Source organism: Domibacillus mangrovi (assembly GCF_001906925.1).
Classification (GTDB): Bacteria; Bacillota; Bacilli; order Bacillales; family Domibacillaceae; genus Domibacillus; species Domibacillus mangrovi.
Genome location: NZ_MRWQ01000010.1, coordinates 189,916 through 204,610, shown reverse-complemented (window position 1 = coordinate 204,610; position 14,695 = coordinate 189,916). Strand labels below are relative to the sequence as shown.

Annotated in this window: 14 protein-coding genes and 1 riboswitch; all 14 genes read left to right on the top strand. The window is 43.3% G+C overall.

The features are described 5' to 3' along the window. The first annotated feature begins 109 nt into the window (after positions 1–109). The 14 genes from ptsG to purH all read left to right on the top strand — a co-directional run bounded on the left by ptsG (position 110) and on the right by purH (position 14,685). Entirely contained in the window at positions 110–2,170 is a 2,061-nt protein-coding gene (gene ptsG / locus BLL40_RS12460) for a glucose-specific PTS transporter subunit IIBC (protein ID WP_073712229.1), read from the top strand. Positions 2,171–2,300: 130 nt separating this feature from the next. Then, on the top strand, positions 2,301–2,843 hold the full coding sequence (locus tag BLL40_RS12455; RefSeq protein WP_073712228.1) for a DUF2179 domain-containing protein: 543 nt from the start codon (positions 2,301–2,303) through the stop codon (positions 2,841–2,843). Then, positions 2,840–3,034 (top strand): NETI motif-containing protein, encoded by a 195-nt coding sequence (locus tag BLL40_RS12450; RefSeq protein ID WP_083566512.1) that lies wholly within the window; start codon positions 2,840–2,842, stop codon positions 3,032–3,034. Before BLL40_RS12455 ends, BLL40_RS12450 begins: the two co-directional genes overlap by 4 nt. Before the next feature lie 75 nt (positions 3,035–3,109). After that, positions 3,110–3,209: riboswitch (purine riboswitch) on the top strand. A gap of 95 nt (positions 3,210–3,304) precedes the next feature. Then, a complete protein-coding gene (gene purE / locus BLL40_RS12445) occupies positions 3,305–3,793 on the top strand; it encodes a 5-(carboxyamino)imidazole ribonucleotide mutase (RefSeq protein ID WP_034288670.1) in 489 nt (162 codons plus the stop codon). Next, positions 3,786–4,913 carry a 5-(carboxyamino)imidazole ribonucleotide synthase gene (purK, locus tag BLL40_RS12440; protein ID WP_073712226.1) on the top strand — a complete coding sequence of 376 codons (1,128 nt, stop codon included), beginning with the start codon at positions 3,786–3,788 and terminating at the stop codon, positions 4,911–4,913. Before purE ends, purK begins: the two co-directional genes overlap by 8 nt. Before the next feature lie 27 nt (positions 4,914–4,940). Then, positions 4,941–6,236, top strand: a complete 1,296-nt coding sequence (gene purB / locus BLL40_RS12435) for an adenylosuccinate lyase (protein WP_073712225.1) — start codon at positions 4,941–4,943, stop codon at positions 6,234–6,236. A 30-nt stretch (positions 6,237–6,266) separates the two neighbouring features. Then, the gene (purC, locus tag BLL40_RS12430; protein ID WP_073712224.1) at positions 6,267–6,980 is read left to right on the top strand and encodes a phosphoribosylaminoimidazolesuccinocarboxamide synthase; all 714 of its coding nucleotides are present in this window, start codon (positions 6,267–6,269) and stop codon (positions 6,978–6,980) included. Further along, positions 6,980–7,234 (top strand): phosphoribosylformylglycinamidine synthase subunit PurS, encoded by a 255-nt coding sequence (gene purS / locus BLL40_RS12425; protein ID WP_018395498.1) that lies wholly within the window; start codon positions 6,980–6,982, stop codon positions 7,232–7,234. Before purC ends, purS begins: the two co-directional genes overlap by 1 nt. Further along, positions 7,231–7,914, top strand: coding sequence for a phosphoribosylformylglycinamidine synthase subunit PurQ (gene purQ, locus BLL40_RS12420; protein WP_073712223.1), 684 nt, complete (start codon positions 7,231–7,233; stop codon positions 7,912–7,914). The genes purS and purQ overlap by 4 nt, the downstream gene beginning before the upstream one ends. Further along, on the top strand, positions 7,898–10,126 hold the full coding sequence (purL, locus tag BLL40_RS12415) for a phosphoribosylformylglycinamidine synthase subunit PurL (RefSeq protein ID WP_073712222.1): 2,229 nt from the start codon (positions 7,898–7,900) through the stop codon (positions 10,124–10,126). The genes purQ and purL overlap by 17 nt, the downstream gene beginning before the upstream one ends. Beyond that, complete coding sequence (gene purF / locus BLL40_RS12410; RefSeq protein WP_073712221.1) at positions 10,102–11,514, top strand: amidophosphoribosyltransferase; 1,413 nt, start codon at positions 10,102–10,104, stop codon at positions 11,512–11,514. The genes purL and purF overlap by 25 nt, the downstream gene beginning before the upstream one ends. Before the next feature lie 29 nt (positions 11,515–11,543). Continuing rightward, on the top strand, positions 11,544–12,569 hold the full coding sequence (gene purM, locus BLL40_RS12405) for a phosphoribosylformylglycinamidine cyclo-ligase (RefSeq protein ID WP_073712220.1): 1,026 nt from the start codon (positions 11,544–11,546) through the stop codon (positions 12,567–12,569). Further along, positions 12,566–13,153: a phosphoribosylglycinamide formyltransferase gene (purN, locus tag BLL40_RS12400; RefSeq protein ID WP_073712219.1), complete on the top strand. Its 588-nt coding sequence runs from the start codon at positions 12,566–12,568 to the stop codon at positions 13,151–13,153. The genes purM and purN overlap by 4 nt, the downstream gene beginning before the upstream one ends. Continuing rightward, positions 13,150–14,685, top strand: coding sequence for a bifunctional phosphoribosylaminoimidazolecarboxamide formyltransferase/IMP cyclohydrolase (gene purH / locus BLL40_RS12395; protein ID WP_073712218.1), 1,536 nt, complete (start codon positions 13,150–13,152; stop codon positions 14,683–14,685). Before purN ends, purH begins: the two co-directional genes overlap by 4 nt. Positions 14,686–14,695: the final 10 nt, after the last annotated feature.

Here is a 14,695-nt window from a genome sequence, read left to right as displayed (position 1 = left end):
GCTATAACCACTTCTGTTTTCTACTGTCTTCTTTTCTCATGCCTTTTTTCATGTTTGTCTGTTTTTTCTTTGAGAAGCTCATAGTAAAAGTGATGAAGGAGGAACATATATGTTTAAAAAACTTTTTGGTGTTTTACAAAAAATTGGTAAGGCACTCATGCTCCCTGTTGCGATTTTGCCGGCAGCGGGTCTACTTCTTGCATTCGGTAATGCCCTTCAAAACCCAACACTTGTTGAAATTGCTCCATTCCTTGAAGCAAACTGGATTGTACAAGTAGCTGCGGTTATGGAAAATTCAGGGGATATTGTGTTTGGTAACTTGCCAATACTATTTGCTCTCGGTGTCGCTATTGGTCTTGCAGGAGGAGATGGTGTTGCCGGTCTTGCTGCGTTAGTTGGATATTTAATTATGAATGCGACAATGGGAACAGCTCTTGGGCTTGAAAAAATGGCTGTTTTAGAAAGTGGAGATCCAGCATATGCTTTAATTCTTGGTATCCCGTCCCTTCAAACGGGTGTATTTGGCGGGATTATCGTTGGTGTTCTCGCAGCGTATATGTACAATAAATTCTTTAACATTGAATTGCCGTCTTATCTCGGTTTTTTTGCAGGTAAACGGTTTGTTCCAATTGCAACAGCTGCATCAGCGGTGGTGCTTGGTCTTTTAATGATTTTCATCTGGCCGACCATTCAAAGCGGTTTAAATACATTTTCTCATTTCGTTTTAAATTGGAATCTCGCCGGTTCAGCTTTCGTATTTGGTGTCATTGAACGTGCATTAATTCCCTTCGGTTTACATCATATTTTCTATACACCATTCTGGTTTGAGTTCGGTTCGTATATAAATCAGGCTGGGGAAGTTGTCCGTGGAGATAATACGATCTTCCAGGCGCAAATTAAAGATGGTGTGCAAAACTTAACAGCCGGTACATTTATGACAGGTAAATATCCGTTCATGATGTTCGGTCTTCCGGCAGCAGCGCTTGCGATTTATCATGAATCACGTCCAGAACGTAAAAAAGTTGTTGCCGGTATTATGGGTTCTGCAGCTTTGACCTCTTTCTTAACAGGAATTACTGAGCCGCTTGAATTTTCATTTTTGTTCGTTGCACCTGTGTTGTTTGCCATTCATACAATCTTTGCAGGTCTCTCATTTATGACGATGCATCTTCTAAATGTTAAAATTGGAATGACCTTCTCTGGTGGTTTGATCGATTACATTTTATTCGGTGCGATTAACCCGCAAACAAATGCGTGGATTGTTATTCCGGTTGGTCTTGTGTTAGCCTTAATTTACTACTTTGGTTTCCGTTTTGCGATTCGTAAGTTTAACTTAGCAACACCAGGCCGTGAGCCGGAAGATGAAGATAACAATGCGCCAGCGGTTGTTGCAAGTGAGCTTCCGTATGAAATATTAGAAGCAATAGGCGGCAAAGAAAACATTGCCAACTTGGATGCATGTATTACACGTCTTCGCGTATCGGTAAACGACAGTGCTAATGTTGATAAAAAACGATTGAAACAGTTAGGTGCTGCCGGTGTTCTTGAAGTTGGCAACAGCATTCAAGCGATTTTTGGTCCTCGTTCAGACAGCTTACGTCACCAAATGGCGGATATTATGAAAGGGAATTCTCCGCATCGGACTGCAGTGAAGCTGGATCAAGAAATACAAAAAGAAGTAGAACAAGCGGTGCCATCTGCTATCCGCAATGAAGTAAAAAGCCGATTTGTGGCACCCATCACAGGTGAGTTACTTCCAATTACAGAAGTACCGGATCCTGTTTTCTCGGGAAAAATGATGGGTGATGGTTTTGCAATTGAGCCTTCTGACGGTCTAGTGGTATCACCGGTTGATGGTAAAGTGGAGACCGTTTTCCCAACAAAACACGCGATTGGTCTTGTGTCCGATAATGGTCATGAAGTATTGATTCATTTCGGGATTGATACGGTGAAATTGAAAGGGGAGGGGTTCGAATCGCTTATTTCAGAAGGAGATATAGTGAAAGCCGGCCAGCCTCTTCTCAAAGTGGATCTTGATTACGTTTCTGAAAATGCAACATCAACGATTACACCTATTATTTTTACGAATCTTGCGGAAGGTGAAACGATCGTTTGCGGGAAAAAAGGTTCCGTTACATCTGGAGACGAACACGTTATTTCTATTAAATAAGAACGAGCAAGGGGCTGACTCAAAGGAAATGCTTTTGAGCCAGCTCTTTTTTTAAAATGATAGATTGCGGATGTCCCTGTCTCTGTGTTAAACTGCCGTCAAAGTGGTTAAAAGACAGGAGGGAAATTACATGATGGATAACGCTTTAGTAATGGTAATTATCATCTTATTAATTAATGTTGTATACGTTTCCTTTTTTACGATGAGAATGATTTTAACGTTAAAAGGGTATCGATACATAGCAGCGTTTGTTAGTATGATTGAAATTGTTATTTACGTCGTCGGTCTCGGTCTTGTACTCGATAATTTAGACCAAATTCAAAATTTGATTGCCTATGCAGTCGGTTATGGAATTGGGGTGATCGTCGGAATGAAAATTGAAGAGAAACTGGCACTTGGTTATACGACGGTTAGTGTCATTACGAAAGAGTACGATAAAGATTTGCCGAAGCAGCTCCGTTTAGAAGGATACGGCGTGACGAACTGGGCAGCGAATGGTCTTGAAGGAGATCGGATGGCGTTACAAATATTAACGCCAAGAAAATACGAATTAAAACTTTATCAAAAAATACAAGAGCTTGATCCAAAGGCGTTTATTATCTCTTACGAACCAAAGGCAATTCATGGCGGATTCTGGGTGAAAACGGTAAGAAAAGGAAAATTGATGAAATGAGCAATAAGAAAATATTCCGAGTTGAAGAAGAGGAAACGATTGATCATTGCTTGAATCGGATGAAAGACGAAGGATACGTCCCGGTCCGGCGAATGGAAAAGCCTATTTTTGAAGAGAAAAAGCAAAATGGGGAGACAATTCATGTCCCGATTGGCCGCGAAATTGTCTTTGAAGGGAAAAAAAAGGCGTAAATACGAACGTTTAAATAAGCGCAATGAATATCGTTCGATTTTTATTGACAACTGCTCTGCGTCGTTGTTAATATGTAAATGACAAATAAAGCACCTCATATAATAGCGGGGATATGGCCTGCGAGTTTCTACCGGCTGCCTTAAACAGCTGACTATGGGTGAAAGCATTCGGAATCTCGATCGGCTGCGGACGAATCGCTTTCTCCTTTAAGGGGGAAAGTAGGTTGTCCGCTTTTTTTATGCAAAATAATCTCACATTGGAGGATCAATATGACGATTGAAGTTGGCGTTATTATGGGCAGCACATCTGATTGGGAAACGATGAAACATGCATGTGACGTACTCGATGAACTTGGAGTATCGTATGAAAAACGTGTCGTATCCGCACATCGTACACCTGATTTAATGTTTGAATATGCCGAGTCTGCACGTGAAAGAGGCATTAAAGTAATTATTGCCGGCGCGGGCGGAGCGGCTCACTTGCCAGGCATGACTGCGGCGAAAACGACATTGCCAGTTATCGGTATTCCTGTACAATCCAAAGCACTGAATGGACTTGACTCTTTACTATCAATCGTTCAAATGCCAGGCGGTGTACCAGTTGCGACAACAGCGATTGGTAAAGCAGGGGCAACGAATGCTGGACTGCTGGCTGCGCAAATTTTGTCTATTACTGATGCGAAAATTGCCGAAAAATTAGAAAATCGCCGGAAAGAAACAGAAAAAACGGTGCTAGAAAGCAGTGATCAACTTGGCTAGAAAAATTATTGAACCGGGCAAAACAATTGGTATTATTGGCGGAGGACAACTTGGTCGGATGATGGCGCTCGCAGCGAAAGAAGCAGGTTTTCGTATTGCCGTGTTGGAGCCAACAGCAGATGCCCCGTGTACACAAACAGCCGATATTGTCATTCAAGCACCATATAATGACCAGGCGGCCTTAAAACAACTTTCTGATGTAAGTGATGTTATCACGTATGAATTTGAAAATATTGATTACGAAGGATTAAAGGAATTAATGAAAGAAGCATATGTGCCGCAGGGAGCAGAACTGATCCGCATTACGCAAAATCGTGTTTTTGAAAAAGAAGCGATTGCGAATGCAGGTGTGCCGGTTGCTCCGTACCGCGTGATCCGGTCAGAAGCCGATCTTAAGCAAAGTATAGAAGATCTCGGCTTACCTGCTGTGCTGAAAACAGCAACGGGCGGTTATGATGGAAAAGGACAATATGTATTGAAAGAAGCTGAACAAGCGAATGAAGCGGCAGAGCTCTTAACACATGGAGAATGTGTCCTTGAGCAATGGGTGCCCTTTGAAAAAGAGATTTCCGTTATTATCACGCGTAACTCGGCAGGTGAAACGACATATTTCCCAGTAGCAGAAAACATACACGTTGACAACATTTTGCATGAATCCATTGTACCTGCTCGAATTTCTGATGAAACAAAGCAAGCCGCATGTGAAGCAGCAGAAAAAATCGCATCCGCATTGTCGCTTATAGGCACACTTGCTGTAGAAATGTTTATCGGGCAAAATGGTGAAATTTACATTAATGAACTTGCACCGCGGCCACATAATTCAGGGCATTATACAATTGAAGCATGCGGCATTTCACAGTTTGGACAGCATATTCGCGCTATTTGTAATTGGCCGCTCAAAAGCACAGAGTTGTTGAAGCCAGCCGTGATGGTGAACATACTTGGTGAACATGTAGATGGGGTTACTCAAGCGATCCTTAGCAAACCGGAATGGTCAATTCATTTATATGGTAAAGATGAAGCAAAAGAAAAACGCAAGATGGGGCATGTGACTATTTTAGCTGATACAGTGGAAGAAGCGCTGCAAGATATAGATGAAAGTCGAGTTTGGGCAAACTAAGACGTACACATATCGGAGGATGAAAACATGATTGAACGTTATACGCGGCCAGAAATGGGCGCCATCTGGACAGAAGAAAACAAATTTAAAGCATGGCTTGAAGTTGAAATTCTTGCATGTGAAGCATGGTCGGAAATTGGTGATATTCCGAAAGAAGATGTAAAGAAACTTCGTGAAAATGCCAGCTTCGATATTAACCGGATAAACGAAATTGAACTTGAAACGCGCCACGATGTTGTAGCCTTTACACGTGCGGTATCAGAAACACTTGGCGAAGAGCGTAAATGGGTTCATTACGGATTAACATCAACAGATGTCGTCGATACAGCATTATCTTACTTACTCAAACAGGCAAATGATATTTTACGCAAAGACATTGAATCATTCATCGAAATCCTCCGTAATAAAGCGATTGAACATAAACATACGGTCATGATGGGCCGCACACATGGCGTTCATGCAGAACCGACAACATTTGGTCTTAAAATGGCGCTTTGGTACGAAGAAATGAAACGGAATCTTAAGCGCTTTAATGATGCAGCAGAAAATGTTGAATTTGGCAAAATTTCTGGTGCAGTCGGTACATATGCGAACATTGATCCGTTCGTTGAAGAGTATGTTTGCAATAAGCTTGGGACGAAACCAGCTCCAGTGTCAACGCAGACGCTTCAGCGTGATCGCCATGCTCATTATATGGCAACACTTGCACTCGTTGCTGCATCCATTGAAAAGTTTGCAACAGAAGTGCGCGGTTTGCAAAAATCAGAAACGCGTGAAGTAGAAGAATTTTTCGCTAAAGGCCAAAAAGGGTCTTCAGCAATGCCGCATAAACGTAATCCGATTGGCTCAGAAAACATGGTTGGTCTGGCACGTGTGATTCGCGGTCACATGGTCACAGCGTATGAGAACGTCTCGCTTTGGCATGAACGCGATATTTCGCATTCATCGGCAGAACGTGTGATTTTACCGGATGCGACGATAGCTTTGAACTACATGTTGAATCGTTTCGGCAATATTGTGAAAAACTTAACTGTGTTCCCTGATAATATGAAGCGCAATATGGATCGCACACTGGGTCTTATATACTCACAGCGCGTTCTACTTGCATTGATTGACAAAGGCATGGCCCGTGAAGCAGCGTACGATACCGTTCAACCGAGAGCGATGGAAGCATGGGACAAGCAAGTTCAATTTCGTTCCTTGGTGGAAGCGGATGAAACGATTACATCGAAACTATCTGCTGAAGAAATTGCGGACTGCTTTGATTACAACTATCATTTGAAGCACGTTGATACCATCTTTGACCGTGTAGGCCTAAAATAATGCTTATTCCTAAATCGGGAGGAACCGGATATGAAAAAGGGTAAACAGCTTTATGAAGGAAAAGCGAAACGCATTTTTGCAACTGACCAAGAAGATGTCGTCTGGATTGAATATAAAAATTCAGCAACCGCATTCAATGGGGAAAAAAAAGCTGAAATTGACGGTAAAGGCCGTTTAAACAACTTAATTACAGGATTGCTCTTTCAGAAGCTTGCGGAAAAAGGGATCGAATCTCATTTCGTTGAACAAATTTCTGAAAATGAGCAGCTTGTGAAACATGTAAAGATTATTCCACTTGAAGTCGTTGTCCGTAACATTGCGGCAGGCAGCATTGCAAAACGCCTTGGGTTTGAAGAAGGAACTGCTTTTAAAGAGCCAATTGTTGAGTTTTATTATAAGAATGACGAACTCGGAGATCCGCTACTGACAGAAGATCATGTGAAAATTCTCGATATTGCAACGCCGGAAGAATTGCAGCTTTTGAAAAAAGAAGCACTGCGTATAAATGATGTACTTGTTCCGCTTTTTGGGGACATGGACATTGAACTGATTGATTTTAAAATCGAGCTAGGCAAAGATAAAAACGGTCATATTTTACTGGCGGATGAAATTTCACCGGACACATGCCGTCTTTGGGAAAAAGGGACAAATCGTAAATTAGATAAAGACCTTTTCCGTCGCGATCTCGGCGGATTAACAGAAGCATATACTGAAATTTATAATCGACTTGGAGGAACAATCTAATGTATAAAGTTAAAGTTTACGTCACACTTCGCGAAAGCGTACTAGATCCACAGGGGAAAGCAGTGCAGCAGTCTTTATCAAGCCTTGGCTATAATGGTGTAGAAGATGTACGCATTGGGAAATACATGGAACTTCAGTTTGATGACACAGTAACTGATGTAGAAGGAACTGTGAAAGAAGTGTGCGAAAAGCTATTGTCGAACCCAGTTATTGAAGATTACAGATATGAAATCGAGGAGAGTGCGAAACAGTGAAATTTGCAGTCATCGTATTTCCAGGGTCCAACTGTGATGTGGACATGTATCATGCAGTAAAAGATGAGCTTGGTGAGCAAGTAGATTTAGTGTGGCATGACGCTGATAACCTTGATCAATATGACGGGATTTTAATTCCGGGTGGCTTTTCGTATGGCGATTACCTTCGTTCAGGCGCAATTGCACATATGTCAGTTGTCATGAATGCCATTAAAAAAGCAGCTGAAGCAGGCAAGCCTGTTCTAGGTGTGTGCAATGGATTCCAAATTTTACTTGAGTCTGGACTACTCCCAGGCGCAATGCTTCGCAATAAAAACTTGAAATTCATTTGCCGGACAGTTGAGCTAACGGTTGAAAATAATAAAACAATGTTTACATCAGCTTACGAAAAAGGCGATAAGATCCGTGTTCCTATTGCACATGGTGAGGGCAACTACTACTGTGACGATGAAACATTGGCAAAATTACAAGAAAATAATCAAATTGTATTCACGTATGCAAGTGATGTGAACGGCAGTCTTTCTGACATCGCAGGCATTACAAATGAAAAGGGCAACGTACTTGGCATGATGCCGCATCCGGAGCGTGCTGTCGACGATCTACTTGGCAGTGCAGACGGACTTAAACTTTTTCAATCAATTGTGAAACACTGGAGGGACTCCCATGTCGTTAATGCTTGAACCAAATGCACAACAAATTAAAGATGAAAAGCTGTACCGCACGATGGGCTTGACGGATGAAGAATTCGATAAAGCAACAGCAATTCTTGGCCGTTTGCCAAACTATGCTGAAACAGGTCTTTTCTCGGTTATGTGGTCTGAGCACTGCAGTTATAAAAACTCAAAACCTGTTCTCCGCAAATTCCCAGTTGAAGGTGAGCACGTTCTTCAAGGACCGGGTGAAGGCGCTGGAATTGTAGACATCGGTGACGGTCAAGCGGTTGTATTTAAAATTGAAAGCCATAATCACCCGTCTGCAATCGAGCCGTATCAAGGTGCAGCAACAGGTGTGGGCGGCATTATTCGTGACGTTTTTTCAATGGGTGCACGTCCGGTGGCGATTTTAAACTCGCTTCGTTTTGGTGAGCTTGAAACGTCCCGCGTAAAATACTTGTTTGAAGAAGTGGTTGCCGGTATAGCTGGATATGGCAACTGCATCGGTATTCCAACAGTCGGCGGCGAAATCGGTTTTGATCCATCTTATGAAGGCAATCCACTTGTGAACGCAATGTGTGTCGGTTTAATTGCTCATGAAGATATTCAAAAGGGACAGGCAAAAGGCGTTGGAAACACGGTCATGTACGTTGGTGCAAAAACAGGACGCGATGGCATTCACGGAGCAACATTTGCGTCGGAAGAGCTAAGCGAAAACTCGGAAGAGAAACGCCCAGCTGTTCAAGTAGGCGATCCATTTATGGAAAAATTGCTTCTTGAAGCTTGTCTTGAGCTTATTCATAATGATGCCCTCGTCGGTATTCAAGATATGGGTGCAGCGGGTCTCACAAGTTCATCTGCCGAAATGGCATCCAAATCCGGTTCGGGTATGGAATTGAATCTTGACATGATCCCGCAACGTGAAACAGGCATGACACCATACGAAATGATGTTATCTGAATCACAGGAACGTATGCTTATCGTGGTAGAAAAAGGACGCGAAAAAGAAATCGAAGACTTATTTGCCAAATACGATCTTGAAGCGGCGTCGGTCGGCGTTGTAACAGACGATAAAATGCTCCGCCTTCTTCATAAAGGCGAAGTGGCAGCAGAAGTACCGGTCGATGCGTTAGCAGAAGATGCACCGGTTTACTATAAACCATCAGCTGAACCGCAATACTTCCGTGACTTCCAAGCAATGGAACCGACAACACCGAATGTAACAGATTATCAGGAAACACTTGTAAATCTTTTGAAGCAGCCGACTATAGCGAGCAAAGAGTGGGTATATGATCAATATGATTATCAAGTACGGACAAATACAGTTGTCGCACCAGGTTCTGACGCAGCAGTCATCCGCCTGCGTGGCACAAATAAAGCTCTTGCTATGACAACAGACTGTAACTCCCGCTACATTTATCTTGATCCGAAAACAGGCGGTAAAATTGCGGTTGCAGAAGCAGCGCGTAATATCGTTTGTTCGGGTGCAAGACCACTAGCCATTACAGATGGATTGAACTACGGAAGTCCTGAAAATCCAGGTGTATTCTGGCAGCTTGAAGAATCAGCTGACGGTATTAGTGAAGCATGTCTGGCGCTAGAGTCGCCGGTTATCGGTGGAAACGTCTCTTTATATAACGAAACGAATGGCACAGCGATTTACCCAACACCAGTTATTGGCATGGTTGGATTAATTGAACATACAGATCACATTACAACACAGTCGGTCAAACAAGCCGACGATCTTGTTTATGTCATTGGTGATGCTATGAATGAATTTGGCGGCAGTGAATTGCAGAAAATGACGAATGGCGGCGAAATTTTTGGTCAAGCGCCAGCGATTGATCTCACAGTTGAAAAAACGCGTCAAGATGCCATTCTTTCAGCCATTACATCAGGTCTTATTCAATCTGCCCACGATATTTCAGAAGGTGGATTTGCAGTAGCTCTTGTTGAAAAAACATTTGGCACAAATCTTGGTGTAAATGTATCACTTGAAGGCGAGACAACGGCCGTATTGTTTGCAGAAACACAATCTCGTTTTGTCGTCACAGTGAAAGCAGAAAACAAAGAAGCATTTGAAGCAGCGGTACAAGATGCAAAACAAATTGGTCAAGTAACAGCACAACCAGTTGTATCAATTCGCGTTAATGGAGAAGAAGTGGTACAGGCATCCGTCAAGAATCTTGAGGACGCTTGGAAAGGAGCTATTCCATGCTTGCTGAACTCAGAGGCTTAAATGAAGAGTGCGGCGTTTTCGGTGTCTTTGGTCATGAAAATGCATCACAAATCACTTATTATGGTCTTCAAAGTCTGCAACACCGAGGACAAGAAGGAGCGGGCGTCGTCATGAGTGACGGCGAACACCTTCGCGGTCATAAAGGTGAAGGGCTTGTTACAGAAATTTTTAACCAGGATATCGTCAACGGATTGACAGGATCAAGTGCAATTGGCCACGTTCGGTATAAAACAGCAGGCGGCGGTGGATACGAAAATGTTCAACCGCTTCTCTTCCATTTCCAAACAGGCAGTTTTGCGCTTGCGCATAACGGAAATTTGATCAATGCAACTTCTTTAAAAAGTGAGCTTGAAGCGCAGGGCAGTATTTTTCAAACGACGTCTGATACGGAAGTGCTGGCTCATTTAATTCGTCGAAGCGGTCTTGGTTCGATGAAAGATCGTATGAAAACAGCGTTATCAATGTTAAAAGGTGCGTATGCATTTCTCGTGATGACGGAAAAAGAGATGCATGTGGCACTCGATCCACAAGGAATGCGACCACTTTCAATTGGGAAACTAGGCGATGCGTATGTCGTTGCATCTGAAACGTGTGCATTTGATATTGTCGGTGCTGAATTTGTCCGTGACGTGCAGCCTGGAGAACTGATTACGATCAATGAAGATGGCCTTCAATCTGAACAGTTTGCCGTTGCTACAAATAGTGCGATATGTACGATGGAATACGTATATTTCTCGCGCCCGGACAGCGATATTCATAACATTAACATTCACAGTGCTCGTAAACGCCTCGGTAAAATGCTTGCGAAGGAAGTAAATATTGAAGCGGACGTCGTTACTGGTGTGCCGGATTCGAGTATTTCAGCAGCGATTGGTTTCGCAGAAGCAACAGGCATTCCATACGAAATGGGCCTGATTAAAAACCGTTATGTCGGCCGGACGTTCATTCAGCCATCCCAATCGCTTCGTGAGCAAGGGGTGAAGATGAAACTTTCTCCTGTGCGCGGCGTTGTTGAAGGGAAACGGGTCATTATGGTTGATGATTCGATCGTGCGTGGAACGACAAGTAAGCGAATTGTAACAATGTTAAAAGACGCAGGTGCGAAAGAAGTACATGTATGCATTAGTTCACCACCGATTAAGCACCCTTGTTTTTACGGGATCGATACATCAAAAAGCGAAGAATTAATCGCAGCACATTATTCAATAGAAGAATTACGTGACTTAATAGGAGCCGATTCATTAACCTATTTGAGCCCAGAAGGCACAATCGCAGCGATTGGCCATGAACAGAAAAATGGAGAATGCGGACAATGTATGGCTTGTTTTACGGGTAACTATCCGACTGAAATTTATCCGGATACAAAACATCCAATTACCAAATGCTAATGCACCGGATTGAATAAGGAGGAACAAAAATGGCAAAGTCGTATGAAGCAGCAGGCGTGAACATTGAAGCCGGATACGAAGCGGTAGAACGGATGAAAAAACATGTGGAACGTACGAAACGGGCCGGCGTCATGGGTGCGCTTGGCAGTTTCGGCGGCATGTTTGACCTGTCCTCTTTAAATTTGAAAGAGCCCGTTCTCGTTTCGGGAACAGACGGAGTTGGAACAAAGCTGAAGCTAGCGTTTATGATGGACAAACATGATACGATTGGCGTGGACTGCGTCGCGATGTGCGTTAACGATGTTGTTGTACAGGGAGCAGAACCGCTCTTTTTCCTTGATTACATCGCATGTGGAAGAGCTGTGCCGGAAAAAATTGAGCAAATCGTCCAAGGTGTAGCAGATGGCTGTGAGCAGGCAGGTTGTGCACTTATTGGCGGCGAAACAGCAGAAATGCCTGGCCTTTATGAAGAAGAAGAATATGATATGGCTGGTTTTACAGTCGGTGCTGTTGAAAAGAGCAAAGTAATTACTGGTGAAGATGTAAAAGAAGGTGATGTCTTAATTGGTCTCGCATCAAGTGGCATTCATAGTAACGGCTACTCGCTCGTGCGCAAAATCTTCTTCGAAAAACATAATCTCGCTGTTGATGCGAAAGTAGACGGTTTGTCTGTTCCGCTTGGCGAAGCATTAATTGAACCAACACGTATTTACGTGAAGCCCGTACTTTCAGTATTGAAAGAAGCAAAAGTGAACGGTATGGCGCATATTACCGGAGGTGGCTTCGTCGAAAATATTCCGCGTGCATTACCGGATGGACTTGGGGCATTAATCGAAGCAGGTTCTTGGCCTGTTCCCGATATCTTCAACGTTCTTGAAGCGTATGGAGAACTTGATCGCGAGGAAATGTATAACATTTTCAACATGGGTATTGGCTTCGTCTTAATTGTCTCGCAGGAGGAAGAAACAAACGTAAAATCATTGCTTCATGCAGCTGGTGAAACTGCGTACACAATTGGACGTGTTACGAACAGTGAAGGAGTTATCGTTCAATGACGAAAATAGCGTTATTTGCTTCCGGAAGCGGAAGTAACGTGCAGGCGATCGCAGAAGCGGTACAAGCAGGATCTGTACCGGCTGAAATCGTCTTAATCGTCTGTGATAAACCTGAAGCATTCGTGTTAGAGCGAGCTAACAAATTAGGCATTCCAACATTTACATTTTCACCGCGAGAGTATAAATCAAAGGAAGCATTTGAAACAGACATCGTCTCCCGTCTCCGCGCTGCGGGGGCGGAGTATGTCTTTTTGGCCGGCTATATGCGGCTTGTTGGACCAACATTACTAGAAGCGTATCGCAATAGAATCGTCAATATTCATCCATCATTGCTGCCTGCTTTTCCAGGAAAAGACGCGATTGGACAGGCATTTGATGCAGGTGTGAAAATTTCTGGTGTGACTGTTCATTTCGTTGATGAAGGAATGGATACAGGACCGATTATTGATCAAGAATGTGTCCGGATCGATTCGGGCATGACGCGTGATGATTTACAAAAAGCGATTCAACGAATAGAGCATAGTCTTTACCCGAACGTTATAACAAATCTTTTGAATGGAAATAGGGAGGATCACAACCGATGACAAAACGCGCATTGATCAGCGTATCAGACAAAAGCGGTGTAGCAGAATTTGCGAGAGAAATCGCAGCGCTTGGCTACGAAATTGTTTCAACAGGCGGAACGAAGAAAATGCTTTCTGAAGCGGGAGTACCAGTAAAAGGTGTAACGGATGTAACGGGATTTCCAGAAATTTTAGAAGGTCGTGTGAAAACACTTAACCCGTATATTCATGGAGGCTTGCTTGCAAAACACGGAGAAGCTGATCATCAAAAACAGTTAGAAGAGCATAATATTCATCCGATTGATATCGTCTGTGTCAATCTGTATCCATTCCAGCAAACGATCTCAAAGCCGGATGTTACGACTGAAGCTGCGATTGAAAACATTGACATCGGCGGCCCTGCGATGTTGCGCGCATCTGCAAAAAACCATGAATATGTAACAGTGATCGTCGATTCAAGTGATTACGATGAAGTACTTGCTGAATTGAAAGGAGCTGGGCAAACAACGCTTGAAACACGCCGTAAATTAGCAGCGAAAGTATTCCGTCATACAGCCGCATACGATGCGATGATCGCAGGCTTCATGACGGATCTTGCGGGAGTTGAAAACCCGGAGAAATTAACGGTGACTTACGAGCTGAAGCAATCACTTCGTTATGGAGAAAACCCGCATCAACAAGCGGCGTTTTATGCACAGCCCCTTGGTTCCTCTTTCTCTGTTGCCCGTGCCGAACAGCTTCACGGCAAAGAGCTTTCTTATAACAACATTCGCGATACCGATGCAGCGCTTCAAATCGTCAAAGAATTTAATGAGCCAGCAGCGGTTGCAGTGAAACATATGAACCCATGTGGCGTCGGCGCAGGTTTGACAATTGAAGAGGCGTATTCACGCGCATATGAAGCCGATCCTACGTCGATTTTCGGCGGTATTGTAGCACTCAATCGTCCTGTTTCAAAAGAGCTTGCTGAAAAGCTGCATGAAATTTTTCTTGAAATTGTCATTGCACCTTCATTTGATCAAGAAGCAATTGATATTTTATCAAAAAAGAAAAACATACGTCTATTAACACTTGATTTTGCGAATGGCAAAAAAGGCGAAAAAGTGCTGACATCTGTTGAAGGTGGACTTCTGTCTCAAGACCTTGACGAATTGTCGCTTGCAGATGCAGATGTAAAAGTAGTAACAAAACGCGAACCAACAGAAGAAGAGTGGACAGCACTCAAGCTTGGCTGGAAAGTCGTGAAACATGTAAAATCAAACGCGATTGTTGTCACAGATGATAAAATGACACTTGGTGTCGGTGCAGGTCAAATGAACCGTGTCGGTGCTGCAAAAATTGCGCTTGAGCAAGCGGGTGAAAAAGCAAAAGGCGCTGCTCTTGCATCAGACGCATTCTTCCCAATGGACGATACAGTCGAAGCGGCAGCAAAAGCCGGTATTACGGCTATTATTCAGCCAGGCGGATCAATTAAAGATGAAGATTCAATTAAAAAAGCTGATGAATATGGCATTGCGATGGTCTTAACAGGCATCAGACATTTTAAACATTAATAGGGGGACA